A 26,009-nucleotide genomic window follows, 5' to 3' on the forward strand; every position below is an offset into this window, starting at 1 on the left:
TTGCAAGGCGCGTCGACGTTCAAACTTGCTCGCTAAGGGGATATTTGAGTTGGATCGCGATTCACCCTCCCACCCAAGATCCGAAATAATAGCACCAGGCAAAACTCAGGATGATTGGAAGAGATTTGCGGAGCGCCTTACTCCCGGTGGGGAGGCTCACCTTTGGGCGGAAGCATTTGACAGCTTTCTTCTAGGTCGGCTCCGAAGCCGCTACCTAAAGCCTATCAGGATAATTCGCGAGACGGGAGGTATGGAGGGTGAAGGCTTTACCATCGTATCGATCCAATGCGCGCTGATTGAGTTTCTCGCAGCCATACGTGCGGGCAAGAATTATCGGCACAGAAATCCGCAGGGCCCCTACGAATACAGCGCAAGCCGCGACCTTTTCGTCAAATTCCTCTTCCAAACTGCGCCGTTCAGTAACTTTTTTTCAGAGGCAGACGCGGGTGAATATTACAGCAACGTGCGTTGTGCTCTGCTGCACGAAGCCAGAACAAAAGATGGGTGGATTATCTGGGTCAACGGGTCTGTCCCTGTCGATTGCCAAAAGAAGGTCATCTATCGCGATAAATTTCAATCTGTAATCGAGAGCTATGTTGAAGATTATGGTTTAAATCTCACCAAGGAAGCTTCACTCCAAGAAGCATTTCTAAGAAAGTTCAATGATTTAGCTGCATAGTCAACGACCTCTCTGGGGGGCAGTCGGCATGGTACGGGATCTACAGATGGTCTGCTATCTCAGGCTCGGACTTTAAAGCTGCCGGTCCGCTAGCGGCCAGTGATTGTCATTGCACGACGAGATCGCCGGCTCCGATCTTAGGCCATTTTGAGAATCATGCGCATGAACAATTCGGTACCATTGGCGGGCAGAGTCTACATAAAATGGTTGGCGCTAAACGCCTGGGATGACAATTTGAGTGAGGAAGCGTTGCGTATCTCGCAATGCCGATACCTTCCTTGGCAATAACGGTGCCGAGCCACTTCCTCGTAAATCGAGCAGCGATTTGGAGGGCAATGGCGATGAAATATATGGTTCCAATGATGGGGTTCGCGATTCTTGCCAGCGGCACGGCGCACGCGCAGACGCAAGATAGTGAGGGGTTCGGTGATGAGATCATCGTGACAGGAACTCGCGCATCGGGGCGTGCAGCGCTTGAATCCTCGGCGCCAGTCGATGTTGTGAGCGGTGAAGCGATCGCCGATTCGGGCTTTCCCGACCTCGGCCGCGCGCTGAACTTTCTACAGCCATCCGTTAACTTCGCGCGGGCAGCGACCACTGCGACGGCGGCCAACACCAAGCCCGTAACGCTCCGCGGCCTGTCACCCGATCAGACGCTGGTGCTCGTCAACGGCAAGCGCCGCCACGCCAATGCGGTTTTGAACGTAAACAACAGCATTGGCCGCGGGTCGGCGGCGGTCGATCTCGACACCATCCCTGAAAGTGCGATCGAGCGGATCGAAATTTTGCGCGATGGCGCCGCAGCGCAATATGGATCCGACGCGATCGCTGGTGTCGTCAACATCATCCTGAAATCAAATGCACGGGGCGCAAGCGGTGAGCTATTTGCCAGCATCACCGAAGAGGGCGATGGCGAGACCGGTCTTGCCAGCGCCAGCGCGGGTTTTGGCATCGGTGACGGCGGGCACCTGATGATCAGCGCATCGGCGCGACACCAGCAAGCGACCAACCGGGCGTTCGTCGATCAGCGTTTCGATAGGATTACCTACCGCATCGGGGATCCCGAGGCATCCGTAGCTAGCCTCGCGATTGATACTGCACTGCCATTTGGCGAGACGCTCGAGCTTTACGGTTTCGGAACGCTGACCCGGAAGACGTCCAACAATGGCGCAGGCTTCCGAGTGCCCGGCTTTTCGCCCATCCATCCGAACGGTTTCCTCCCCATCATCGAACCACGGATCTGGGATATTGGCGTCACAGCTGGCCTGCGCGGCGAATTTGGCGAATTAAAGGCCGATCTCAGCCAGGGGTTTGGGTCGAACAAAGCGGATTTCCGCGTCTTCGACACGGCCAATGTCTCGCTGGGGCCAGCCAGCCCGACCGCGTTCGATTCAGGCGGGGTCACGTACCGCCAATATGTCACCGACCTTGTCCTGTCGTTGCCACTCGACAATGTCTTGGCTGGCGGCAATATTGCCGCGGGCGGGCAGTATCGTCGCGAAAGTTACCAAATCCGCAGCGGCGAACCCGACGCCTATATCGGGACGGGAGCTGACGGTTTCGCCGGCTTCAACCCCCGCAACCCGACCGATGAAAACCGCAAAGCCTGGGCGGCTTTCCTTGACGCCGAACTACGCCCCGTGAAGCCATTGCTAATCGGTGGAGCGGTCCGCTACGATCATTATGGCGACTTTGGCGGCAAGACCACCTGGCGTGCCACTTCGCGGCTCGAGCTGATGGAAGGCGTCGCGGTACGCGCAACGGTCGGGACGGGATTCAAGGCGCCGTCGCTGCAACAGCAGTTTTTCAGTGCGGTTCAAGGCGCGCTTAGCGCAGGGCGGCTAGTAACGGTCGGGACGTTGCCGGTCGGCGATCCTGTCGCGCGCGCACTCGGCGCCAGCGATCTCAAGCCCGAACGGTCGCGGAACTTCACAGCGGGCCTTGTTGTTGGGCCGATCGAGGGCTTCTCTTTCACCGCCGACTATTTTCATATCCGGATCAAGGATCGGATTGCCCTCAGCGAGCAATTGGGCGGTGCAGCCGTCGTGAACATTTTGACTGCGGCGGGGATTACCAATTTTCAGCAAGTGCGCTTCTTTACCAACGCGATCGACACGACGACACGCGGCGTTGAACTGACCGCGCGGTGGCAAGGGGATCTGGGACCGGATACGCGGCTGTCCTTGGCTGCCGGATATGGCTGGTTCGACAGCAAGCTCAACGCCCTTCGCCCGAACCCTATTCTGCCGACCTTACCTCTGCTGAACACCAAATCGATCCTGTTCGTCACCGAGGCGCAGCCGAAATCGAAATTCACTTTTCAGGGCAGCCTGACGCATGGCAATTTCGACGCCGGGATCAATGTGGCGGCTTTTGGCACCTATCGGTCGCAGCCGCTGAATTCGATCCAGACATTTGGTGGGAAGGAGACGATCGACGTGTCGGCGGGCTACAAGATATTGCAAGGCGTGCGTCTGGGTTTCGGTGTGCAGAATCTGCTCGACGCCGACCCCGACACCATCGACGATCAGCAATCTTTCATTGCCGCAACCGGCGGTAGCTTTCCCACGGGCGAGGAAACCCCGATCGGCTTGAACGGCCGGACTTGGTATGCCCGACTAACAGCACGCTTCTGATGTTCGGGCGACGCCAGCTTCTCACCGGGGCGGCGGCGCTGGCCGCCAGCCGCTTCATCGCGGCTGCGCAAGCCGCCCCGGCGAACCGCGCGCCACGCCTGACGCATGACCCCTTCGCACTCGGCGTTGCCTCCGGCGAACCGGCGAGTGACGGCTTTGTCCTTTGGACGCGGGCGGTCGGGCTGACCGAAGATGTCCGGCTCGGCTATGAAATCGCGAGCAACGAAAATTTCCGCACGATCATCCGTTCCGGCCGTATCGACGCGCCAGTAGGTCGCGGCGGCGCTGCGCATCTTGAAGTGAGGGGGCTGCCGTCCGGACGCCCCTATTTCTATCGCTTCCATTTCGGCGATGCGGTGAGCCGTGTGGGCCGGGCGGCAACCGTGGCAGTGAACCCTGAGCGACTGCGCCTGGCGCTGACGTCGTGCCAGCATTGGGAGCACGGTTGGTTCAGCGCCTATCGCGACATGGTTGAACAGGACGTCGATGCCGTCCTGCAGGTCGGCGACTATATCTATGAAAAATCCTTCGGCAGCGGTCCCAACGTCCGCGCGTTCGGCACGCCGGATCCGCTGACGCTGGACGACTATCGCGCGCGCCACGCGCTCTACCGCACCGACCCCGACCTGGCCGCGGCCCATGCTGCAATGCCATTCATCGTCGCGCTCGATGATCATGAGGTCGAGAATGACTATGCGGGCGTGCATGGCGGCGTCACGGTCGATCCAGCGGCCTTCCTTCGCCGCCGCACCGCCGCGTGGCAGGCATATTTTGAGCATATGCCGCTGCGTCCTTCGGCGTGGCGGTCGGGCGGCAGTCTGCAACTTTTTCGCCGGTTCCGCTGGGGAAAGCTCGCGACCGTACATATGCTCGACACGCGTCAGTATCGCAGTGTCCAGGCTTGTTCGGACGAAAAGCGCGGCGGGCACGTGGTGTGGGACTGTGACGCGGTGGTTGATCCCGGTGCAACGATGCTGGGTGCCAGGCAGGAGGCGTGGCTGGACGACGGCCTTGCGCGCGAACGGGGCATCTGGAGTCTCGTCGCGCAACAGACATTATTCTCGCGCCTTGTCCTGCCGCAGGGGCCTGATGCCCGCTGGTCGGACATGTGGGACGGTTATGAGGCGGCGCGCCACCGCGCGCTGGGCAGCCTCGGCCGGCCAACGGTTCGCAATGCCGTGGTGCTGGGCGGCGACGTTCATTCTTTCTGGCTGAATAATGTCATTGCCGATTTCGACGATCCGCGCTCGAAAATCGTGGCGAGCGAAGTGGTGACCAGCTGTCTGGCCTCGCGCAACGGGCCGGCCGCCTTGTTCGACGGCGCGCGGTCGCGCAACTCGCATGTCCGCTATCACGACAATGCGCATGCTGGCTACGCCCTGCTCGATATCGTGCCCGAACGGATTGATGTCGACCTGCGTGCTATCGCCTCGCTGATCGACCCTGCGGCGCGGTGCTTCTCGCTCGAGCGGCGCTCGATCGAGGCGGGGCGGCCGGGTTTCGCCTGACTTGGACTGCCGCGCGTACGACGTTGCATCCGGTGCAATTACCATTCGATTCTGGCCGTTTGATCAGCACCCCTTCTGCGCCGAGCCTGTCGTGCAATCCGTGTTGTGCGCGCGCCGCGTCGACACGCAACGGGCAGGGGACAGACATTGCAAAGCGCCGGAGCCGTCAGCCTTGTTATCGATCGTGGAGGGGATCGTCCCGGTGCGTTGACGATCATTCGCGACAGGCCGGAAATGCCACTTGCGACCGGACAGGTCCGGCTTGCCATCGATTGTTTCAGCCTTAGCGCGAATAATCTGACCTATGCGCTGCTCGGCGATCGTCTTAGCTACTGGTCGCTTTTTCCTATGCCCGAACCGTGGGGCATGGTCCCGGCGTGGGGCTTTGCGACCGTCGTCGAGACCCATCATGCGGGCGTTGCCCAGGGCGAGCGGCTTTATGGCCTATGGCCGATGGCCTCGCAGGCTGTGATCGAGCCGGGGCGGATCAATGCGCGGCTGATCGTCGATAATTCGGTCCATCGACGGTCGCTTCCACCCGCCTACAACAGCTATTTCCGCGTCGCGGCGGACCCGATCCATGCGCCCGGGACCGAGGATCGGCAATCGGTCATCCGCCCGCTTTTCATCACATCCTTCCTCCTCGACCGGCTGGTCGGGCAGACTGCCGCATGGAGCAGCGACACCGTGATCGTTACCAGCACTTCGAGCAAAACCGCGCTCGGACTTGGCTGGCTGCTGCGGCGCAATAGAACCGGAATCCGGACTGTCGGCCTGACATCGGAGCGCCATGCGGCGGCGGTTATCGGTCTCGGTATTTTTGATGAGGTGGCGACTTATGACGCGCTGCCGAACCTTTCCGGCGCGGCGATCGTCGATTTTTCGGGGAACCCGACATTGCTCGGCCGTCTGCGCGACCGCTCGCGGCCGGTCCATCTTTGCCGGGTCGGCATGACCCATGGGCAGGATGCGGGCGAAACGAGCGTAGATACACCCGGCGAAGAATTTTTCTTCGCGCCCGATGCCATCATCGCTGCGGTGGCTGAACTCAGTCCGGCGGGCTTCGATATCGCGCTAGCCGATGCCACGCGCGATTTCATCGACGCTTCGCGCGGCTGGCTGACGATCGAAGCCGTGTGCGGCGCCGATGCCGTGCGCGATGCCTGGACGCGCGTCCGGTCCGGCAAAGGCGATCCAACCTCCGCAATTGTCGCATCTTTATAATCAGAAGCAAAATGGGAGAGAAAATATGAAGAGGAAACTCGGTTGCGGGCTGTCGCTCGCCGCATTGGTCTGGGCGCCATTCGCCTCGGCGCAGGACGACGTATCGCCTGGTCAGGCTGCGGACAATGGTGGTGACATCATCGTCACCGCTACCAAGCGTTCGCAGAATCTGCAGGACGTGCCGATCGCCGTCTCGGCCTTTTCGTCCGAGCAACTCCAGAAATCGGGGATCAACGATACGCGTGAGCTGATGACGCTGGCGCCCAGCCTCAACTTGACGAGCACGACGTCGGATTCGGCCGGCGTCGTCATCCGCCTGCGCGGCGTGGGAAGCGAGGCGATCAATCCCGGGCTTGAATCGTCGGTCGCAACCTTTGTCGATGGCGTCTACCGTAGCCGCTCGAATCTCAGCCTCACGGACATTCCGGGGATCGAGCGGATCGAGGTGTTGCGCGGACCGCAAGGGACGCTGTTCGGCAAGAACACGTCGGCGGGCCTCATCAACGTCATCACCTTCGCGCCGAAGTTCGAGCCGAGCTTCGACGCGGCGGCGTCATATGGAAATTATGACTTGGTTCGGCTGAACGCGGGCGGCGGCGGGGCGTTGGTGAAGAACCTGCTGGCCGTCCGGCTGGATGCCGCCTATCAACGACGCGGCGGCTTCCTGCGCGACTTCGACAGCGGCCATCGCTATCGTAACCGCAACCGTCTCACGCTGCGCGGCCAGCTTTTGCTCACCCCCGCCGATGACGTCGAAATCCGGCTGATCGCCGACTATGGCCACCGCCGCGAAACCGGCCCCGACACTTATTCGCCGATCGTCAACGATCCCGTCTATGTCGGCATCTTTCAGGCGATGGGGTTTGACAGCCATATCGGTCGGCAGGATCTGACCATCACGACGACGCAGGATCGCGCGTCGGTCGAGGAAACCGATCAGTGGGGGCTGTCGGGCGAACTGAACTGGGATCTGGGCGGTGCCAGGCTGACATCGATTACCGGATACCGGCACTGGCGCAACGATCAGGCGCGAGAGGTCGATTATGCCGAGGCGGACCTAGTCTATATTCCGTTCAAAGCGGCCGCGCAGGCGTTCGACACCTTCACCCAGGAAATCCGCCTCGACGGCAGCGCGGGGCCGGTCGACTGGATGATCGGGGGCTTCTACAGCCATGAAACGGCGTTCGGTCGCTACGGCTACCGGATCGGGCGCGATCTTGAGCCGTTCCTCGATCGGCTGTTCGGGCCGACCACCGGGCAGGCCAACCCGATATCCTTCTATACCGGACTGCCGGTCGGGGCGAGTTATCCTGAAGGTTCGGGGGTCGGGCGCGACGATTTTCGCCAGACGTCGCGCAGCATATCGGTTTTCACGCATAATGTCTGGCACCTCACCGACCGGCTCGACCTGATCGGCGGCCTTCGTTTCACGCGCGAGGCCAAGCACGTCGAGGTGGATATTGTCGGCACGCAGAATCCAGGATGTCAGGCGTTGATCTCAGTTGGCCTGTCGGCGCCGGGCGCCACGCCCATTTCGGGAATCCAGTGCCTTCAGCTTTTCGACGCGCGCTATGACGGGTCTTACACCGCGCGCAAGGTAGAAAAGGAATGGTCGGGCATCGCGACGATCAGCTATGATTTCAGCGAGGCGCTTCACGGCTATGCGACCTACAGCCGTGGCTACAAGGCGGGCGGCTTTGTCCTCGATCGCGCCGGGTTCCGGCCAATCGCGGTGAAATCGCCCGATGCCGACGACCTCGCCTTCGATCCCGAACTCGCGACCAACCATGAGGCTGGGCTTAAATTTCGATCGCCGGGCGGCGGCGTGACGGTCAATGGGGCAGTCTTTTATACCCGCTTCACCGACTATCAGCTCAGCTACAACACTGGCGCGGCGCTGATCACCACCAACATCCCGCGCGTTACGGCAAAGGGCTTTGAGCTGGAACTTGGCGCCCGGCCGGCGCCGGGCTGGCAACTAGCGGCGGGCGTTACCTATTCCAGCTCGCGCTACGGGGGTATCCCACCCGGTCCGCCTGCCAATGTCGTCGCAATTGCGGGGCAGCAACTCGCAAATGCGCCAAAATGGGTCGTCACCGGCTCGGTCGGGTGGGATGACCTTGTTGCCGGGGGCAGTCTGCGCGCCTTTGTGCAACTCGACGGGCGCTATCAGTCCGATGTGTTGACCGAACGCCTGCTGCGCCCGACATCGGGACAAAAGGGCTATGCGCTGTTCAACGCCCGCCTCGGCGTCGGGACACCCGACGAGCGCTGGGCGCTGGAATTGTGGGCGCGCAACCTGGCGGATCAGCGCACCATCGGATCCGCGATCCCCGCGACCTTTCAGGGCGCGACGCTGGTCGGCGCGCAGGGCGAGCCGCGAACCTATGGCCTGACAATACGGACGAAATTGCGGTAGCAGTCTAAAAGGAGCCGACATCCGCAGGGGATGCCGGCTCCGAAAAGCCCGACGCTTGTTTGGTCAGGCCGTCTTTGGACGTCCGCTATCGCCCACGTGAAAGACCGCGGTAGCGCGGCCGATGATCCGGCTATCGGCGGTGGCCTCTGCCGCAGCGAAGGAAAGTGTCCGGCCGTTTTTTGTAGCGATGGCGCCAACCTCGATCCATTGGCCCTCGCGCGCCGCGCCGAGAAAATCGACCGACAAATGCACCGTGACTAGGCTCGTGCCGTCGTCGGCAGCCAGAACACAGGCAATCCCCATCGCATTGTCGCACAGCGTTGACAGCACGCCGCCGTGCAGCATCGCGCGCGCATTGCAGTGCGCCGCCGCGACGCGCAGCCCGATGACAAAGCGATCGCCGTCGCGTTTGGAATAGAGAGGCTCCCACGCATCGGTCACCGGGCTGCGGCGAAAATGCCGCTCGAACCCGGCGGGTGGGTCGGCGGGCGCGCTCACCAGTCGATCCGGATCGTCGCGCCATAGGTGCGCGGCGCATTATAGGCGACCGAATAGGCGCCGAAGAGCGCGAAGCTCTGCACCGCGAAACTTTCTTTGGTGAGGTTGCGCCCCCACAGCGCCAGATCCCAGCCGCTGTCCGACAGCAGGCTGACGCGCGCGTTGACCAGCGTGTAAGGCCGTTCCTTCAGATAGGATGTGTTCTCGGCGTTCAGGAAGAAGGCGCCATTATATTTGCCATCGACCTGCAGCGCCATGTCCCAGCCGCTGCCGACGGCGAACTGATAGCGGGCCAGCAGGTTCGCCGAAAATTTGGCGGCGAGGGGCAGGTCGTTGCCGTCGAACACCGGCTGGGCGGGGTCGTCGATCCGGGTGTCGATCCATGCCATTCCCGCGCGCAGGTCGAAACCGCGGGCAGGTCGCAGGGTCGCGTCGATCTCCATGCCGGTGACCTGCGCCTTGGCCAGATTGCGTAACTGGTTGAACGGCAGGCCGGTGACGGTATCGACTTGGGCGACCCGCACTTGCGGCTTGTCGAAATCATAATGATAGAGCGATCCGTTCAGGAACAGGCGTCGATCGAGCAGGGTCGATTTGACCCCGATTTCATAAGCGGTCAGCGTTTCTTCCTCGAACGGTTCGAGCTGCTGGCGCGTGAAAGCGAAATCGCCATCGAAACCGCCGCTTTTGAACCCGCGACTGATGCTGCCATAGAGCAGCACCGCGTCCGACGGCTTGTAGTTGAGCCCGATCTTGCCGGAGAAGCTCTTGTAGGTTGCGCTGTCGTCGACGACTGCGGCATCGGTCGGCGTCGACCCGAAGTTGACCGGCGCGCGCGATGGGGCGAGCCCGTCGCTGTAAATCCACTCCGACCGGCTCGCGAAATCCTTGTCCTCATGCGAATAGCGCAGCCCGGCGACCAGCATCAGTCGCTCGCTCGCCTTCCACTCGGCATGGCCGTAAGCGGCCGCGCTCCACGTATCCTGCGAAAAATTGAGCTCGAGCTGGTCGGCAACGCGCCCCGCGAGCGCCGGATCGGTGAAGTTGGTGAGGCCAAGCAGCGGCGAGAGTGTGCCGAAGAAGCGCAGATCGACCTTTTCGCGCGCGCCGTACAGCCCCGCGATCCAGTAAAAGCCGCCCCCGCCATCCGACGCGAGCCGCAGTTCCTGCGAATATTGTTCGAGCCAGGTATCGCGCAGCTGGTTCAGTTCGTGATGCGGCGCGCCGTCGGTGTCGGTGAAGGCGCGCTTGCGTGCGTCGTCATAAGAGGTGATCGAGGTCAGTGTTACGCTGCCGAGATCGAATTCGCCGCGCAGCGAGGCGCCGACATTATGCTCGCGGTTCCGTCCGACGAAATCGACCCGGACGCGATAGGGGGCGCCGTCAAGATCGGTGTAGCCGAAGGCGTCGCCGCAGAAGCGCGGATCGCGAACGCCGGTGAGCGGGGTGGCTGCGCACGGCTGCGCGGCCCCGGCAATCGATGTAAAGCCGATCGAGGTCAGTGGCAGGACGTCGCCCGTCGTCTCGCCGCCGTGGAAGTTGAGCAGCAGCTTGACCGCACCATCGCCGTCATATTCGAGCAGCCCGCGTGCAGCCCAGCTTTCCTGTTCGCCGGCGCGGCGCTTCGGATTGAAAAAGAGCGGACTGCGCGGCAGCCCGCTGTCGGCGGGTGTCCAGTCGTTGGTGTAATATCCGCGCGCCTGGCTGGCAAAACGACCCGCCAGCCGGGCCTTCAGCGTCGGGGACAGCGGCCCGCTGACCGCTGCGTCTAGCGTGAGGGTGCGGTAGTTACCATAGGAGGCCTCCGCATATCCTTCGAGCGTATCGGTTGGCCGACGCGTCGAATAGCTGACCGCGCCGCCGGTCGTATTGCGCCCGAACAAGGTTCCTTGCGGGCCCTTCAATATCTCGACGCGGTCGGTATCGAAGATCTGGAACCCGGTCAGGATGTTCGATCCGAGATAGACTTCGTCGAGATAGACCGCCGCCGCGGGCGCGACATTGGGGGCGAAATCCTGAACGCCGACCCCGCGGATGACGAACGTCGGCTGGCGGCCGAGATAGCTGTATACCTGAACGCCCGGGACCGATTCCGAAATGCGCTCGGCCGAGGTCACGCCCAGATCCTTGAGCTGGTCGCCGGTGAAGGCGGCTATGGAGACGCCGACGTCCTGAAGATTCTGGTCGCGTTTTTGCGCCGTAACGACAATCTCGTCGAGACGGTCGCCGGAGGCAGCAGGCGGGGCGACCGTCGCCGTTTCCTGCGCTGCTGCTTGAGCCGGAATGGTAGCGAGCACGGCGCCGATACCAATACCGCTTAGAAACCTGCTTTTCATATCCGCTCTCCCCACTGCGACGAATTCGTGGCGGTTCGTCCGATTGGCAGGATGCGGGAGAACGGCCGGCGCGGCTATTGATCGGTCTGCGATTGGGATTGCGCCATGCACAATGCGATGGGCCATGCGCAGGGCGCAAAGCCGGTTGCAGCCTCCGCAACAAAGACGACGCGATATCGGCGCTATGGCCGTCCGGCTCCCGTTTACGCGGAGCCGGACAACGATCGGCACGAGGAATTGCGATGACCCAGTTATTAGCTTCCGGCGCAAAGGCGCAGAATGTCGGCGGGCTCTTCGATGAGGCGGCGCACCGCTTTGCCGAGCGGACGATGATCGAATTCGACGGCCGGGTGTTGTCCTTTGGGGACATCGCGGCGGCAGTGACGAATGTCGCCGCGGCGCTTGCGAAACATGGCCTGGCAAAAGGCGACCGGATCGCGCTCTATTTGCCGAACACCCCGCATTACCCGGTGCTTTTCTTCGCGGCGATGCGGCTGGGCGCCGTGGTTGTGAATTTGACCCCCCTCGATGCAGCGCGCGAGCTGCGCTTCAAGCTCGCCGATACTGGCGCGCGGATCGTCGCGACGCACGACGCCGAGCCTTTCCGCAGCAACGCCGCGGCGCTGCTGGGCGAAAGCGTGGTCGACCTCGCGCTGATCGGCAGCGATGCCTATTGGCAGGGCGCGGACCCCGTCGCGGTAGCAGCGGCGGGCATGGCGTCGCTCGATGCGATGGTCGCGGCTCCCTCGGCCTGCCCCGCCGCCGCCGTCACTGCCGATGACCTCGCGCTCATCCAATATACCGGCGGGACGACGGGCACGCCGAAGGGTGCGATGATCACGCACGGCAATCTGGTCAGCGCGGTTGCGATGTTCGACGCCGCAATTGCGGCAACCGCGGGCTGGCGGCCGGGCCGCGAACGCCATATGGGCGTGCTGCCGCTGTTCCACATCTATGCGCTGGCAGGCGTCCTGCTCCGCGCGGTTACCAATGGCGAAACGGTCCTGCTGCGCGACCGGTTCGATCCCGAGCAGACGCTGGCCGATATCGACAGCGGCGGCGCGACCTTCTTCTTCGGGGTGCCGACCATGTTCACCGCGCTGCTCGAAACACCGAACATCGCCGAATATGATCTATCTTCTCTCGTTTATTGCGTGTCCGGCGGCGCGCCGCTTCCCGGCGAGGTGGCAGCGCGGCTGGCGCAGTCGATCGGCCGCCCGCTCGTTGTCGGCTGGGGGATGACCGAGACCTGCGGTGCGGGCACGCTCAGCCGATCGGACGAAATCAACGAAGCCGCTGCGATCGGCTATCCGCTGCCCGGCGCTTCGGTCGAGATATTGTCGTTCGATGGCGAGCGTTTGCCCGCCGCGGTGGGCAAGACGGGCGAGATCGCGATCAGCGGCCCGAACGTCGTCCAAGGCTATTGGAACCGCCCCGATGAGAGCGCGGAGGCTTTTGCTGCGGGGCGCCTTTTGACCGGCGACATGGGCTTCGTCGATGCGCGCGGCCAAATCCATCTTGTCGATCGCAAGAAGGATCTGATCATCTCGTCGGGATATAATGTCTATCCGCGGATGGTGGAGGAAGCGATTTACGAGCATCCGGCGGTGGCCGAGGCGCTCGTTTACGGGGCGGCCGACAGGTATCGCGGCGAGGTCGCTGTCGCCGCGGTCAAGCTGCGGGCGGGGCAGGCGCTGGACCTGGCGCAGCTGCGCGCTTTTCTGTCGGACAAGCTGGGACGGCATGAACTGCCCGCCCGGCTGGAGCTCCATGACGCGCTGCCGCGAACCGCTGCCGGCAAATTGTCGCGCAAGGACCTGCGCGATGCATCGGCCAAAAAGGAGGCATGACATGACGGGCTTTCAGGATTTCGCTGGCGATCTGGCTTTCCCCGAGGGGCCGGTGGCGCTTGCCGACGGCAGTCTTCTTGTGGTCGAAATTCGCGGCCAATGCCTGACGCGCCTCGCCGCCGATGGAAGCCGTCGCGTCGTCGCGTCGCTTCCGGGCGGCCCCAATGGTGCCGCGGTCGGCCCCGATGGCGCCATCTATGTCTGCAACAATGGCGGTTTCGAATTTGGCGACGTCGATGCCTATGGGATCAACATCCCGGTGGGTCCTGCCGCCGCCTATGCGGGCGGGTCGATCCAGAGAGTCGATCCGGCGACCGGCGAGGTGACGACGCTCTACATCGAAGCCGATGGGGTCGCGCTGCGCGGGCCGAACGATCTCGTGTTCGACGACGAGGGCGGTTTCTGGTTCACCGACCACGGCAAATCTTTTCACCGCCAGCGCGACCGGGTCGGGGTGTTTTACGCCAAGGCTGACGGCAGCTTCATTCGCGAGGCGATCTTTCCACTGGAAAACCCCAATGGCATCGGCCTGTCACCTGACGGCCGCACCCTTTATGTGGCGGAAACCTATACCTGCCAGCTGTGGGCGTTCGACATCGCCGGGCCGGGCGAGATTGCACCGCATCCCAATCTGTTCGGGCACGGTGGCCGCTTCCTCTACCGCCCCGCCGGCTTTCGCTTTTTCGACAGCCTGGCAGTCGAGGAATGCGGCAATATCTGCGTAGGGACGATTGGTGAGCCCGGAATATCGGTCATTTCTCCGGGGGGCGAGCTGGTCGATTTCGTACCGACCCCCGACCTCTTCACGACCAACATATGTTTCGGCGGCGACGATATGCGAACCGCCTATATCACCCTGTCGGGAACCGGCCGCATCGCCGTGATGCGCTGGCCGCGGCCCGGCCTGCAGTTGAACCGCTCTGGCTGGTGACGCCGCTCAGGCAAATCGCGCGAGCCCCTCGCTCATCCAGTTGCGGAACTTGATGGCGTCGGGCCGACGCTGGACCGCTTCGTCGGCGAAGACGAGATAATAGTCGATGCCAAGCGGCGCCTGGAAAGCGCCGATCTGGACGAGGCGCCCCTGTTCGATCAGGCGATGCGCAAGGATCGGCGCGACGATCGCGACACCCAGCCCCGCCGCAGCCGCCTCGAACATCAGGAACTGTGCTTCATAATAGGTTGGCGGCGCGAGCGGCGGGCCTTCATATTTCATATTGCGGAGCCAGCGTTCCCACAGGCCTTCGGGACGGTAGATCGCCAGACGGTCGATCCGGACGAGGTCCGACAGGCCGGTCGGCAACGGATCGCCCGACGCGAGCGCAGGCGCCGACGCCAAGATGCCGTTGATCGGGACGAGACGGATCGCGGGCATCAATCCGATATCGCCGGGCCCGACGTAGATAGCGATATCGGCGTGGCCGCGGCGCAGATCGTCGATGTCGCGCCCGATCCTGAGTTCAAGGTTCACGTCCGGATGCTTCTGCCGGAAATCGGTCAGGTTGGGGATCAGCCAGCCGAGGGCGAAGGATTGCGGCACCACGACGCGCAGCGCCATGCCGCCGCGCTCCGCCTGCAAATCGACCGTGGCACGGCGGATCGAATCGATCGCCGGCTCGATCGTCCGCAGATAGCGCTCGCCGGTCCGCGACAGCGTGACCGTGCCCTTGTTGCGGACGAACAAGGCGACGCCCACAAAGGCCTCCAGCGCCTGAATGCGCCGCGAAAAGGCAGACGGACTGAGTGCAAGCCGGTCCGCCGCGTCGCGAAAGCTGGCCGAACGCGTCGCAAGGATGAAGGCTTCGATTGCCTCGAGCGGAGGTGCCTGACGTCGGATGGTTCTGCTCAAGCCTCCCTACCTTCCATCTACACCAGCGGGATCGCCGCGTGAAGCCGGCGCCTCAACAGCCGAGCGCCCATTTCTCGATCCGCTCATAATCGCGGCCCTGCGCGACCATGACATCGCCTTCGCCGGCGGTTGCGGCAGGGTCGGCGGCGGCGTGCCGCGCCAGTTCAAGGCGCGCGAGCTGGTTCGAATGCACCTCGTCCGGACCATCGGCGACCTGCGTCGTGCGCGCATAGACATAGGCCATGGTCAGCACGGTATCGGCAAAGCCACCGCCGCCGAATGCCTGGATCGCCAAATCGACGATTTCCGCTGCCATGCGCGGAACGATGATCTTGATCATCGCGATCTCGGCGCGCGCCGCCTTGTTGCCGGCGACGTCCATCATCCACGCTGCTTTCAGCGTCATCAGACGCGCCTGTTCGATACGGCAGCGCGCCTCGGCAATACGGAAGCGCCACAGCGACTGGTCGGCGATAACCTCGCCGAACGTCGTGCGCTCCGACAGGCGGCGGCACAGGCGCTCCAGCGCGCGGTCGGCCACGCCGATCAGGCGCATGCAGTGATGGATGCGCCCCGGCCCCAGGCGGCCCTGTGCGATCTCGAACCCGCGGCCTTCGCCGAGCAGCATGTTTTCCGCGGGCACGCGGACATCGTCGAAGATCGTTTCCATATGCCCGTGCGGCGCGTCGCTGATCCCGAAAATCGGCAGATAGCGGCGAATATGGACGCCGGGGGTGTTGGTGGGCACCAAGATCATCGACTGGCGCGCGTGCCGGTTCGGATTGTCGGGATCATTCTGACCCATTACGATCATGATCTCGCAGCGCGGATCGCCTGCGCCCGACGTCCACCATTTGCGGCCGCTGATCACATATTCGTCGCCGTCGCGGCGGATGCGCGTCCCGATGTTCGTTGCGTCCGACGACGCAACATTTGGCTCGGTCATAGCAAAGGCTGATCGGATTGTGCCGTCGAGCAGCGGACGTAACCACCGGTCTTGCTGCGCGGGCGTCCCATAGCGGACGAGTACTTCCATATTGCCCGTATTGGGCGCATCGCAATTGAAGATTTCGGGCGCCCAATAAGACCGGCCCATGATCTCGGCCAGCGGCGCGTAATCGAGATTGCCTAGGTTCGCACCCAGTTCGCTATCCGGCAGGAACAGGTTCCACAGCCCGGCGCTGCGCGCCTTGACCTTTAATTCCTCTAATATTTCCAGCGGCTGCCATTGACGAAAATCATCAGGTTGCGCGAAAACCTGATCATAGATCGTGCGCTCGTTGGGATAGACGTGTTTCTCCATGAAGGATTGCAACCCTTCCAGCAGCGCTTTGCAACGGTCGGAATATTCGAAGTTCATGGATGTCATCCTTTGCTAGTGAGGGGAACGGTACTGCCCAGAACCGCCAATCCGATTTCGGCAATTTCGTCGAGTTGGCGGTCATGATGAGCCGTGAGGGCGCCAGCGGTCTGGCGGTGGAAAACCCCGTGGGCGATGGCTGCCGTGCGATAAAGCGCGAAGGCGCGATAGGCAGGCCAGCCGGATGGCAGAGGCTGACCGGTCGCGCGACAATAGCGGCTTGCGAGGGTTTCGCGGTCGGGAACGCCGCTGTCCCGCCGGTGCTTTTCGGATAGGCCGCGCAGGATCAAGCCGTCGCGGGGCAGATCGAACGGCAACAGAAAATAGGCAAGGTCGGCGAACGGATCGCCCAGCGTCGAAAGCTCCCAGTCGAGGACTGCGGAGATTGCTCCTTCCGATTGCAACAAATTCCCGAAGCGATAGTCGCCATGCACGACACTGGTTCGCATCTGGTGCGGCAACGTTCGCGAAAGCACGCTGCCCAATTCGAGCAGCGCGGACGGCACGCTGCCGTCGCTCGCCATCTGGCCAGACCAGCGGGTCAACTGCCGCGCATTATAGTCGCCTTGCCCGCCAAAGCCGGCCAGCCCGATCGCATCGGGCGACAGCTTGTGCAGGCTTGCCAATATATCAATTGCCTGATGATAGGCCCGCGTGCGCAGCGAAATGAGAAGGTCCGGCAGCGCGGGGTCTTCGATCGCTTCGCCGTCCACCAGCGTCATCACATAGAAAGGTGCACCAAAATAGGAGGCGTCGGCGACGTGCAGCAGGACGCGGGGGACCGGTACCTCCGATCCTTCGAGTGCCTGCAGGACTCGTACTTCGCGGTCGATCCGGTGCGCGGAAGGTGAGCTAGCCGCGGCGGGACGGCTGCGAAGCACGAAGCACTGGCCCTGCCCGTGCAGCCGAAAGGTTGGGTTCGAGCGTCCGCCGGTCAATGCCCTGATCGTTAGCGGTCCGCGCAGCCCCTCGACGCAGGTTTCGAGCAGTTCGGTCAGCCGTGTGCCGAGTTTGCGCGGCATTGAATTTGCTGACCTTTCCACCTGCTGAACCATCCGGATTTCCCTTCCGGACGATCCGTAAGCGCAATGCGCCTGGCGCCGGTATCGCGAACTTCCCAACGCGCGTTGCGTAACGGGCAACGGCTGATCCGCTAATCCGAGCGGTCGAGATCGGCGGCGAGATGGCGGGCGGCGAGCAAATAGTGGCATGCGCCCCATAAGTAGAGCGTGGCGATCAGGCTCAGCGCCACGCGTAAACCCGCCGCGGCCGCATCGGCTGTACCGTCCGCCTGGATGGAGGCGAAATGGTCGCTGAGCCAACCTGTCAACGGCGGTCCGATACCCAGCCCGACCAGGTTGACCGTAAGCAGGACGAGCGCGCTTGCGGTGGCGCGCATACGCGTTCCGGCGAGCGATTGAACTAGCGCATAGGTCGGGCCGAGATAAAGGAACTGCGCCACGCCCGACACAGTGAGCAGCAGGACGACGACGATCCATTCGCCCTGCATGTACGCCGTTATCGACAGCGGCGTTGCCAGCATCAGGCCGGCCGCCGGGATCCACGCTCCAAACCGCCGGTCGCGCCGCATCGCCCGGTCGACCAGCACGCCGCCCAGGAGCGTGCCGACGCCTGCCGCAAGCCCCGAGACGATCCCGGTCGCCGATCCGGCGGCAGCGAGTCCCATGTCGAACTGCCGCATCAGGAACGGCGCGGTAAACGCCAGAATGCCATATCCCGCCGTCGAAGCGACGGTAATCCCGGCCGTCAGATGGACGAAGCTGCGGCGCGATGCGAGATAGGCGATGGCCTGGCCGAGCGAGGGCGGCGGCATCGCCGCAGCGCGGTCGGTAGCCGCCGCAACCGAGCGCGGATCCTTGATGACGACAAGCACGATGACCGCCAGGATCAGGCCGGGCGCGCCCACCAGCATGAACGCGGCGCGCCAGCCTAGTGCCTCACCGATTGCGCCGCCCGCAACAGCGCCGAACAATATGCCCAGCGGGACGCCAAGCGAATAGATGGAGATGGCGGTTGCCCGGCGTTCGGGCGGAAAAATCTCCGACAACAGCGCATGCGCGGGCGGTGTCCCGCCCGCTTCGCCGATGCCGACCCCGACCCGGCACAGGAAGAGCTGCAGGAAATTGGTAGCAAAGCCGCACAACATCGTCATCAGCGACCAGGTCACCAGCGCGATAGCGATGATCCGCGGCCGGTCGACCCGCTCGGCGATGCGTGCGATCGGCACTCCGAGGGTCGAATAGAAAAGCGCAAAGGCAGTGCCGGAAATCAGGCCCAGCTGAGTGTCGCTCAGCCCCAGTTCCTGCTTGAGCGGTTCCTGAAGTATCGAGACGATGGTCCGGTCGATGAAGTTGAAGCAATAGACCGCGAGCAGAATAGCAAGCGCCAGCCGGGGATCGGCAGCGTGGCGCGGTATGATCATGCGTCGCGCCATATGGCCGGACGGCGATCAAAAAAAGCAGCCATCGCTTCGTGAAAATCCTCCGTCCGCGCGCACAGAACTTGGTTCCGATCTTCCATCGCGATCACTGCCTCGATCGAGGTAGCGTCGACCGCGTGACGAAGCGCCTCCTTCGACAATCGCAGCGCGATCGGCGCCACCTTTAGCAGGCAGTCGGCCATGGTTCGTCCGGCTTCATCGAGCCCGTCCGCGTCTTCGACCAGACGCGATAACAGCCCAAGCGCATAAGCGCGTTCCGCATCGATGAATTCTCCGGTCAGAATGAGCAGGGATGCGACCGAAACGCCGACCAGACGCGGTAACAAATAGCTGACGCCGATGTCGCAGCCGCCCAGTCCGACGTTTACGAAGGCGCAGTTCATTTGGGCGCTGCTGGCGGCGATGCGAATATCGGCGGCCAGCGCCAGCGCAAATCCCGCGCCGCATACGGCGCCGTGAAGCTGGGCGATAATCGGCTGCGGGCATCGGCGCATTTCCAGGATGAATTCGCGGTTCGCGCTCTGGATGGAGAGTTCAGCGCGAACGCCCGCATTGCCAAACCGTTGATCGGGGGCAGCTTCGCTCGAAGCCTTCAAGTCTACGCCCGCGCAAAAAGCGCGGCCAGCCCCGCGCATCACGATCACGCGCACTTGATCGTCGTCACGTTTTTCCCGGAAATATCGGGTCAAATCTAGCGCCATCGCTGGATCGATCGCATTCAGCCGGTCGGGCCTGTCGAGCGTCAGTATTTCCAGCGCGCCAGATCGCTCCAGCTGAAACCCGGCATAGGTGCGCGAGACACTTGGCATTGTTCCATATTCCATGTCGGCTAGCATATCCGCCGACCCCGAATTCTCGACTCCTCAGTCCGCAATGCCTATTGTGTCTGGCGCAAGCGACCCGTCGTCACCCCGCGATGTCATCTTTCACCTGTATGCTCCCCAAAACCGGTCGGTCTGCAACCGGCCAGAATCGGCCATGGGAGCTCGTCCGATTGGTGTTGTCGAGCGTTCGGAATATGGTAAAGTTTGGTCATTCTTGCCGCATTTGGAACTCGAACCGTTACATTAAAATTTTTTGTGGGTCACGAAGTGGGTCATATTGAAAACCAAATCTGATTTTCTTTATTCGATCAATTTCTTAAAGCCAAAAATCGAGTCCTCTTCTGGCACCAGCTACTCAAAGCACTGAAAACGCTGGGGGATCGTCGCAAAGACGGTCCCCAGATAGCGTTCGCTACGAGAAACTGCTACGGGAAGATAGCGGATCGTCGCGCGGAAAGTCCCGTAAACCGGCCGCTTTTGAGAGCCGTTTTTGTGACGGTAAACTGCCAAGGGATTTGTCCCGCTTGCACGCCGCTTAACACCAACCTCAAGACGAAGCCCACACTCCGCTAATTTACACCGCGAGTTGTGGCGAATGTTCTGACGACGGACAGGCAAACCATCATGAGGCTCTGACCTCGAAAAGGACCATGACCCTGACGGTTCGCCATTCCTGAGCTTGACAGCTAGCCGCAATTAAAGGGCCTATTGACAACTCAGGAGGGGTTCACATACCGAGAGGCGCGAACAAATCCTGCAAGGTCGTCTCGTCCAATAGCGTTTGGGCCGCATCATTTTCAGCTTCGAAAAGGGCGTCTGCAAGGGCCTGCTTGCGCTGCTGCATGTCCAGAATTCTTTCCTCCACTGTGCCAGCTGCCACAAGCCGATGTACAAAGACCGGCTTGCTCTGGCCAATGCGATGAGCCCGGTCCATGGCCTGGCGTTCGACCGCCGGGTTCCACCAGGGATCATAGAGGATCACGGTATCTGCTTCAGTCAGCGTCAGTCCGACCCCGCCCGCCTTGAGGCTGAGAAGGAAGACCTGCGCATCTCCATTTGCGAACGCATCAAGCACCGAGGCGCGGTTCCTGGTCTGTCCGGTCAACGACAGGTAGGCGATTCCTGCCTCGGTCAGGTCGCGCTCGATCAGATGCAGCATTTCCACGAATTGCGAGAAGACCAGAACGCGGCGCCCTTCGGCGACCAGCTCACCCACAAGCTCGCGCAGCCTTGCGCGCTTCGCGCTATCGGTCACGGATTGTGCGGCCTCGGTCTTGACCAATGCCGGGTCGCAGCAGACCTGCCGCAGTTTCAGGAGTGCGTCGAGAACTGTTATCCGGGAAGCTGCCAGTCCCTTCGTGCTTATGGCCTCGCGCACGCGGGCATCCATGATGGAACGCACTGTTTCGTAAAGTGCTTGCTGCGGCTTGGGCAGCTCCACCCGCTCGAGTATCTCGGTCTTGGGTGGCAGTTCTGCTGCGACCTGTTCCTTGGTTCGGCGCAACAGGAACGGTCGCAAGCGTCGATTGAGGCGGGATTGCGCGCTGGCATCTCCATGCTTTTCAATGGGGGTTCGGAAAAGCGTCTGAAAGCGCTTGCGATCTCCCAGTAGCCCCGGGTTGACCCAATCCATGAGTGTCCAAAGATCCTGAAGCGAGTTTTCGAGGGGTGTGCCGGTAAGTGCAAGACGCCCGCCGGCAGGGATATCACGCAAGGTCTTGGCCATTTGCGAGGCTGGGTTCTTGAGGGTCTGTGCCTCGTCGAGAATGACCAAGGGCCAATCGTGTGCAGCCAGCCAATCGCGATCACGCGCAAGCAATGGATAGGTTGTGACCACTAGATCGGCTTGCAAGGCCGCCTCGCGGTAACCGGCACGGTCATTGCCGTGCACGATCACCAGACTCAGGTCGGGCGTGAATTTTGCGGCCTGACCTCGCCAACTGTGTACCAGACTGGTCGGTACAATCAGCAGGACGGGGCCTCGCGCTTCGGTTTCGCGCCTTGCTTGCAGGAGCGCAAGCGTCTGTACCGTTTTGCCAAGCCCCATGTCATCGGCAAGCACGCCTCCGAAGCCAGCCTGAAGCAGCGTTGCCATCCAAGCAGTGCCATAAGCCTGATAGTCGCGCAGCTGCGCTTTCAGTCCAGCAGGCGGTGCGAAACTTTCGACCTTCGCGAGAGCCTGGAGGCTTCGCGCCAATGGCAGAATTCCAACTCTGTCGGAAAAGGTCACGTCGCTGCCTGCCAGGGCTTCTTCAGCCAGCCGGACCAGACCGGCATCCGATGGGTGCATCGCACCCAATTCGACATGATGCGAAAGGAACATGTGCAGCAGAGGCGCAAGCGGACTGAGGTCCACCGCGACATAGCCTTGCTTGCCACGATCAAGGTAAACCGGCTGGCTGGCCAGGTGCTGTGCCAGCTCTTCCACACCCGGCACATTGTCCCAGTCCTGGCGAAACTGTTCCAGAAATGCGGCAATCAAAGGCGCAACATCTACGGCTTTGCCGCCGATCTCGGCCTGAAATCCAAGGGAGAACCAGTCATTTCCCTGAAATGCCTCGCCCGGCGCATTCTGTGTCGCGATCGACAGCGAGGCTGTTTCCTCACTGAGGCGGAAAGGCCATTTGCGACCCTCAACAATATCCCACCCCTCCCGGCGCAATGCCGGTACCACCTGGAATGCGAAACCAATTGCATCATCGAGGCGCGAAACCTCCATCAGACTGGTGCTCAGCTCGCCATCGGCAAAGACCAGGTCACACTCCATCATGCGTTCGCTTGGCCAATGTAGTTCGAGCTCTTCCACCGGAATCGCACCGGCTTCCATGAGCCGCAGCAGGCAGGAATCTTCCCATTCATAATCACGAAGCAGAGTGACCACCTCACCATCATGCACGATGCGCGGATCGGGGCCATGCGCGGAAACCTCTTGTCCCTCGTAGACGAACCCCATGGTGATGGTTGGCAGTTGCAGTGAACCGCCCCACCGATACGAATTCTCCCGTGCTGTTTCCGCCCCGAGGATCAGCTGAGCATGGCGGGTCGTCGGTGGGCGCGTCATATGGCGGATGGTGCGCGGGCGCGGTAAGGCGAGGCCAGCCATACGATCAGGTAGTGCAGCGCGGAACATCTCTGCGTTATCAGCTGAAACCAGAGGCGCTGTTTCGACCAGCCGCAACACCTCCAGTTTCACTGGCTGAGCGAGCGCACCGATGCGGCCTGCATTGATATCAATCCAGAATGTGGCGCCTTCGAGACCCCGCAATTGTAGCGCCGCACCCGACCCATCCACAAAACCGAGCTGCTGATCGCCGTCCATCACGATACGCCAGCCCAGCCCGACATTGGGCCGGGTGTCAGACCAGGCGAGACGCGCCTCTGGAAGCGCTTCATGGAGCAATCGGTCTGTTTCACATAGCCGTTGAATCAGGCTAATGGCCTGCTCGTCTTTGGGGTGCAAAAGGTCTGCCAAACCGGAACCATAGCCATAGCGCGCGTCCCAAATTCTCGCCTGCGCCAGCGCCGCAAGCAATTCGAGATCGACCGGACGGATGAAATTGGGAACCGCATTGCCGCGAATGGCACTGAGAACATCATAACGGCGCATGCTCTTGTTCAGCGTATCTCCTGCCGCCGCCGTCCGTCCCTTGTAGATATCCACCCGCAGCTGCACACCAGTCGGATCGAGAATGTAAAGCAGACGGTCCTTGATATTGCTCGGATATTGTTCGGGCCGGTCAGGTGCCGACGCGGTAGTTGTGGCACTTTGCCTGACACGGGAAAGCCAGGCCTGAATTGGCGCGGCAAGGCTGGCAGAATTTTTGCAGTGCTCCCTCGCCTGGTAAATCAGTGCCGCGGCGACATGTTTGCAATTTTGCCCCATCGGGCAGGAACAAGCGCCAAAGACCGCATCTCCATGCATGGCGATGTGCTGATTGTAGACTTGGCCGCGCCCGTTCGAGACTCGGCTTACAACTGCGCCACGCGGCTGAGTCTCGACCAAAACGACCAACCCGCGATCAACATAATCGTTGGCGCGCCGCAGCGTCGATGAATCGAAATGATCGCTCAACCGGATACCCATGCGGCGTCATTACCCGGGCCGAGCTGTCGCGCAAGGCCTGCCCTACAGTTGCGCGTAGCCAGGATCTTGCCGGTTTGGACGATAAGCGTGGCTAAAAAAGTTGGCCAAGGACTCTGCCAAATCCGACGACAAATGATCCGCCGACCATGACAGTTCCAATCCAAAATTCGATCGCCTGCGCGCGTCTCACGGTGATGGTTCACGACTGCTCATGCCGTCGATTTTGCACAAGCAAAATATGTAGGAAACAGCCGACGGCGCCAAGGAGGAAAAATAGGAGGATTGGTGCCCGGCCCAGCGCCAAAGGGGGAACGGACGCTGAAGCCGGACACCCATCAAGCGAGATTTGTCGGCTGGCTGGGAGCAAACTATGCACGCGGGCTTATCTTCATCATCGCGCAGGCTGACCGAAAGTTGCAATCGTTTGGCGAGGTAGCAAAAAGATCGATCAGACCCCGCAAAATGCTGCTCCCCTTTTTGACAGAGCTGAGCTAGATTCAACGCTACAACATAACTGCAATTGGGGAGTCGCAGGATGCTCATCGCTTCAGTTCTTTTAGCCGCTATGGCGCCCGCACCGGCCGGTAACGTAGACAGCACCCGTGCCGCTTTCACCAAGTGCCTTCGAGATCACCTGAAAAAGCAGCTGGAAGAGAAGGTCGGCGAAGGTGAGTTCTCGCTGTCGGTCAAATCCGCGTGCGAGATCCAACAAAACGCCTTTAAAGCAGCAGTCACCGCGGCCAATCGCGCTGGTGGAGATTCTGCTGCGGACGCCGCCGACAATGCCGAAATGCAGGTTGACGATTATCACGCGAACTTCACGGACAAGTTCAAAGATTATTCGTCGACCAACACCTTGCCGGGCGAATGACAGCCAACGCCACTGCCGCGACAGCGCGTTAAGAACCGTAAAAAATATAAGAGTTTCGCCGGGTCCGAACGATGAAGCTTAGACCCGGCGAGGTAGTTGTTCGCTAAAGGGTTCCGGCGCAGCGCCGAACGGCCGATTGACGATTGCCAACACCGCCTCGGCAGCAAAGACGCGATTGCGGCGATAGCCAGTGCGCTCGATCAACACACCCGCTTCAACCAACTGGTTGATCGCGGCCAGCGCCTGAGGCCGCGATACGCTCAATTTGTCGGCCAGCCGTTTCAGCGTGATCACCGGATAGTCGATGAGCAAATCAAGGGCCCACAGCGAGGCGGATCCAGCGCGGTATTTGCGACGATCCCACCACTCTTCCGCCAATTGCTGGAGCGCCGTACGTGTTGCGAACAGCTCCATCGCCTCGCGCTGCTGCTTGTCTGGATCGATGCCCTCGGCGATCTTCTTTCAGGCCTCGTCGCGCTTCTCCCGCGCGGCTTTCAGGCTGACGTGCGGTATTTCCCAAGCGCTAGCTTCGTCTCCCGGCCATCGATCCGGTATTTGAGACGCCAGAGGAGCGATCCTTTCGGCTGGACGAGGATAAACAGCCCCTCGGCATCAGACACCTTGTCGGGCTTTGCACGGGGCTGGAGATTCTGGATTTGAATGACCGTAAGCATGGCAACTTCAATTCCGGACTCGAACTGGTCAAGCGCCGAAAAATTGGCTCCCAACGAGGGTCAAACAGCCACGGATTTGCGTGGACGCCTACAGGCGATCAACGCCTTGCGTAGAGCAGATGAGAGATAATTTTTCAAGGTTTTCCGCTATTTATCGCGACGGGAGCTGGTGCCGCTTACAGGACTCGAACCTGTGACCCCATCATTACGAATGATGTGCTCTACCAACTGAGCTAAAGCGGCAACGAGGCGCGCGTCTATCAGCGTGCCGGGGCGAAGACAAGCATCCTCGCGCAGAATTTGATTCCGTCCCGGAGGCCGCGATTTCGCGGGGTCGGTGGCGTCGTCTGGATACATGTGCCGCTCAGCGCCGCCAGCTATCGCGATGAACAGCGCCGTGAGACTTTTGCCGCAGGGTCGGTCCGCGTGCCCGCCGACCAGCCGCTCGGCCTGCTCGCGGTCGCGATGCTCGATCCCGAAAGCGCCGACTCACTGCTCGCGTGGAATTTCTTTCCCGGCATGCTGCAGCGCACCGAATATATCGAAGGCTATACGATCGCCCCGCTGGCCGATCGCATGCTTGCCGGTGATCTCGATTTGCGCCGTGAGTTCGAGGCGAGGCTGGCGGCCGACCCCTCCTGCGCTGCGGACGGCAACGCCCGACTGGCGTGGTTTTACGCGCCCTATTATGACGAATGCTATCTTCTCTATCCGATCGGCCGTGAGTTTCGTTGAGCGC

Annotated in this window: 19 protein-coding genes and 1 tRNA gene; 9 read left to right on the forward strand and 11 right to left on the reverse strand. The window is 61.7% G+C overall.

The window, feature by feature from the left end; genetic code table 11:
- Positions 1-250: 250 nt before the first annotated feature.
- The 5 genes from CDQ92_RS13945 to CDQ92_RS13965 all read left to right on the forward strand — a co-directional run bounded on the left by CDQ92_RS13945 (position 251) and on the right by CDQ92_RS13965 (position 8,466).
- A complete protein-coding gene (locus CDQ92_RS13945; RefSeq protein ID WP_201792063.1) occupies positions 251-679 on the forward strand; it encodes a hypothetical protein in 429 nt (142 codons plus the stop codon).
- A 341-nt stretch (positions 680-1,020) separates the two neighbouring features.
- Positions 1,021-3,315 carry a TonB-dependent receptor plug domain-containing protein gene (locus tag CDQ92_RS13950; RefSeq protein WP_158213847.1) on the forward strand — a complete coding sequence of 765 codons (2,295 nt, stop codon included), beginning with the start codon at positions 1,021-1,023 and terminating at the stop codon, positions 3,313-3,315.
- Positions 3,315-4,823, forward strand: a complete 1,509-nt coding sequence (locus CDQ92_RS13955) for an alkaline phosphatase D family protein (protein WP_088441960.1) — start codon at positions 3,315-3,317, stop codon at positions 4,821-4,823. The genes CDQ92_RS13950 and CDQ92_RS13955 overlap by 1 nt, the downstream gene beginning before the upstream one ends.
- Positions 4,824-5,057: 234 nt before the next feature.
- Complete coding sequence (locus CDQ92_RS13960) at positions 5,058-6,047, forward strand: DUF2855 family protein (protein WP_158213848.1); 990 nt, start codon at positions 5,058-5,060, stop codon at positions 6,045-6,047.
- A gap of 25 nt (positions 6,048-6,072) precedes the next feature.
- Positions 6,073-8,466, forward strand: a complete 2,394-nt coding sequence (locus CDQ92_RS13965) for a TonB-dependent receptor (protein ID WP_158213849.1) — start codon at positions 6,073-6,075, stop codon at positions 8,464-8,466.
- Between the two features lie 63 nt (positions 8,467-8,529).
- On the opposite strand, the gene CDQ92_RS13970 is transcribed toward CDQ92_RS13965, so the two are convergent.
- Complete coding sequence (locus CDQ92_RS13970) at positions 8,530-8,964, reverse strand: PaaI family thioesterase (protein WP_088441963.1); 435 nt, start codon at positions 8,962-8,964, stop codon at positions 8,530-8,532.
- Positions 8,961-11,300, reverse strand: a complete 2,340-nt coding sequence (locus tag CDQ92_RS13975) for a TonB-dependent receptor (RefSeq protein WP_158213850.1) — start codon at positions 11,298-11,300, stop codon at positions 8,961-8,963. The genes CDQ92_RS13970 and CDQ92_RS13975 overlap by 4 nt, the downstream gene beginning before the upstream one ends.
- 242 nt (positions 11,301-11,542) lie before the next feature.
- Here CDQ92_RS13975 and CDQ92_RS13980 point away from each other — a divergent pair, with 242 nt between their 5' ends.
- Together CDQ92_RS13980 and CDQ92_RS13985 are read left to right on the forward strand one after the other, a co-directional pair.
- On the forward strand, positions 11,543-13,150 hold the full coding sequence (locus CDQ92_RS13980; RefSeq protein ID WP_088441965.1) for an AMP-binding protein: 1,608 nt from the start codon (positions 11,543-11,545) through the stop codon (positions 13,148-13,150).
- A gap of 1 nt (position 13,151) precedes the next feature.
- Positions 13,152-14,081 (forward strand): SMP-30/gluconolactonase/LRE family protein, encoded by a 930-nt coding sequence (locus tag CDQ92_RS13985; RefSeq protein WP_088441966.1) that lies wholly within the window; start codon positions 13,152-13,154, stop codon positions 14,079-14,081.
- 6 nt (positions 14,082-14,087) lie between these two features.
- Here CDQ92_RS13985 and CDQ92_RS13990 read toward each other — a convergent pair whose 3' ends face one another.
- From CDQ92_RS13990 to CDQ92_RS14015, 6 genes are all read right to left on the reverse strand, one after another.
- Positions 14,088-14,996 carry a LysR substrate-binding domain-containing protein gene (locus CDQ92_RS13990; protein ID WP_088441967.1) on the reverse strand — a complete coding sequence of 303 codons (909 nt, stop codon included), beginning with the start codon at positions 14,994-14,996 and terminating at the stop codon, positions 14,088-14,090.
- A gap of 52 nt (positions 14,997-15,048) precedes the next feature.
- Positions 15,049-16,356, reverse strand: a complete 1,308-nt coding sequence (locus CDQ92_RS13995) for an acyl-CoA dehydrogenase family protein (protein ID WP_088441968.1) — start codon at positions 16,354-16,356, stop codon at positions 15,049-15,051.
- A 5-nt stretch (positions 16,357-16,361) separates the two neighbouring features.
- A complete protein-coding gene (locus tag CDQ92_RS14000; RefSeq protein ID WP_158213851.1) occupies positions 16,362-17,378 on the reverse strand; it encodes a phosphotransferase family protein in 1,017 nt (338 codons plus the stop codon).
- A 131-nt stretch (positions 17,379-17,509) separates the two neighbouring features.
- On the reverse strand, positions 17,510-18,799 hold the full coding sequence (locus tag CDQ92_RS14005; protein WP_158213852.1) for a spinster family MFS transporter: 1,290 nt from the start codon (positions 18,797-18,799) through the stop codon (positions 17,510-17,512).
- Positions 18,796-19,653: an enoyl-CoA hydratase/isomerase family protein gene (locus tag CDQ92_RS14010; protein WP_229667330.1), complete on the reverse strand. Its 858-nt coding sequence runs from the start codon at positions 19,651-19,653 to the stop codon at positions 18,796-18,798. The genes CDQ92_RS14005 and CDQ92_RS14010 overlap by 4 nt, the downstream gene beginning before the upstream one ends.
- A gap of 715 nt (positions 19,654-20,368) precedes the next feature.
- Complete coding sequence (locus tag CDQ92_RS14015) at positions 20,369-23,725, reverse strand: DEAD/DEAH box helicase (RefSeq protein WP_088441971.1); 3,357 nt, start codon at positions 23,723-23,725, stop codon at positions 20,369-20,371.
- A 535-nt stretch (positions 23,726-24,260) separates the two neighbouring features.
- Between CDQ92_RS14015 and CDQ92_RS14020 the strand changes: the two genes are divergently transcribed.
- Complete coding sequence (locus tag CDQ92_RS14020; RefSeq protein ID WP_088441972.1) at positions 24,261-24,596, forward strand: hypothetical protein; 336 nt, start codon at positions 24,261-24,263, stop codon at positions 24,594-24,596.
- A gap of 78 nt (positions 24,597-24,674) precedes the next feature.
- On the opposite strand, the gene CDQ92_RS14025 is transcribed toward CDQ92_RS14020, so the two are convergent.
- The 3 genes from CDQ92_RS14025 to CDQ92_RS14035 form a co-directional block, all read right to left on the reverse strand.
- On the reverse strand, positions 24,675-25,010 hold the full coding sequence (locus CDQ92_RS14025) for a winged helix-turn-helix transcriptional regulator (protein ID WP_188682349.1): 336 nt from the start codon (positions 25,008-25,010) through the stop codon (positions 24,675-24,677).
- Between the two features lie 80 nt (positions 25,011-25,090).
- The gene (locus CDQ92_RS21980) at positions 25,091-25,270 is read right to left on the reverse strand and encodes an Arm DNA-binding domain-containing protein (RefSeq protein ID WP_373289637.1); all 180 of its coding nucleotides are present in this window, start codon (positions 25,268-25,270) and stop codon (positions 25,091-25,093) included.
- Positions 25,271-25,437: 167 nt separating this feature from the next.
- Positions 25,438-25,513, reverse strand: a tRNA-Thr gene (locus CDQ92_RS14035).
- 114 nt (positions 25,514-25,627) lie between these two features.
- Here CDQ92_RS14035 and CDQ92_RS14040 point away from each other — a divergent pair.
- Positions 25,628-26,005, forward strand: coding sequence for a hypothetical protein (locus CDQ92_RS14040; RefSeq protein WP_188682351.1), 378 nt, complete (start codon positions 25,628-25,630; stop codon positions 26,003-26,005).
- The last annotated feature ends 4 nt before the right edge of the window (positions 26,006-26,009 follow it).

Origin of the sequence: Sphingopyxis bauzanensis (genome assembly GCF_002205675.1) — a bacterium.
In the GTDB taxonomy this organism is placed as follows: domain Bacteria; phylum Pseudomonadota; class Alphaproteobacteria; order Sphingomonadales; family Sphingomonadaceae; genus Sphingopyxis; species Sphingopyxis bauzanensis.

Coding starts and splice junctions, on each gene's coding strand:
- CDQ92_RS13945 (WP_201792063.1), top strand. CDS start 251: ATGGAGGGTGAAGGCTTTACCATCGTATCGATCCAATGCGCGCTGATT.
- CDQ92_RS14015 (WP_088441971.1), bottom strand. CDS start 23,725: ATGGGTATCCGGTTGAGCGATCATTTCGATTCATCGACGCTGCGGCGC.
- CDQ92_RS13985 (WP_088441966.1), top strand. CDS start 13,152: ATGACGGGCTTTCAGGATTTCGCTGGCGATCTGGCTTTCCCCGAGGGG.
- CDQ92_RS14010 (WP_229667330.1), bottom strand. CDS start 19,653: ATGCTAGCCGACATGGAATATGGAACAATGCCAAGTGTCTCGCGCACC.
- CDQ92_RS13975 (WP_158213850.1), bottom strand. CDS start 11,300: ATGAAAAGCAGGTTTCTAAGCGGTATTGGTATCGGCGCCGTGCTCGCT.
- CDQ92_RS14020 (WP_088441972.1), top strand. CDS start 24,261: ATGCTCATCGCTTCAGTTCTTTTAGCCGCTATGGCGCCCGCACCGGCC.
- CDQ92_RS21980 (WP_373289637.1), bottom strand. CDS start 25,270: ATGCTTACGGTCATTCAAATCCAGAATCTCCAGCCCCGTGCAAAGCCC.
- CDQ92_RS13980 (WP_088441965.1), top strand. CDS start 11,543: ATGACCCAGTTATTAGCTTCCGGCGCAAAGGCGCAGAATGTCGGCGGG.
- CDQ92_RS13950 (WP_158213847.1), top strand. CDS start 1,021: ATGAAATATATGGTTCCAATGATGGGGTTCGCGATTCTTGCCAGCGGC.
- CDQ92_RS13965 (WP_158213849.1), top strand. CDS start 6,073: ATGAAGAGGAAACTCGGTTGCGGGCTGTCGCTCGCCGCATTGGTCTGG.
- CDQ92_RS13960 (WP_158213848.1), top strand. CDS start 5,058: ATGCCACTTGCGACCGGACAGGTCCGGCTTGCCATCGATTGTTTCAGC.
- CDQ92_RS13955 (WP_088441960.1), top strand. CDS start 3,315: ATGTTCGGGCGACGCCAGCTTCTCACCGGGGCGGCGGCGCTGGCCGCC.
- CDQ92_RS13995 (WP_088441968.1), bottom strand. CDS start 16,356: ATGAACTTCGAATATTCCGACCGTTGCAAAGCGCTGCTGGAAGGGTTG.
- CDQ92_RS14000 (WP_158213851.1), bottom strand. CDS start 17,378: ATGCCGCGCAAACTCGGCACACGGCTGACCGAACTGCTCGAAACCTGC.
- CDQ92_RS14025 (WP_188682349.1), bottom strand. CDS start 25,010: ATGGAGCTGTTCGCAACACGTACGGCGCTCCAGCAATTGGCGGAAGAG.
- CDQ92_RS14005 (WP_158213852.1), bottom strand. CDS start 18,799: ATGATCATACCGCGCCACGCTGCCGATCCCCGGCTGGCGCTTGCTATT.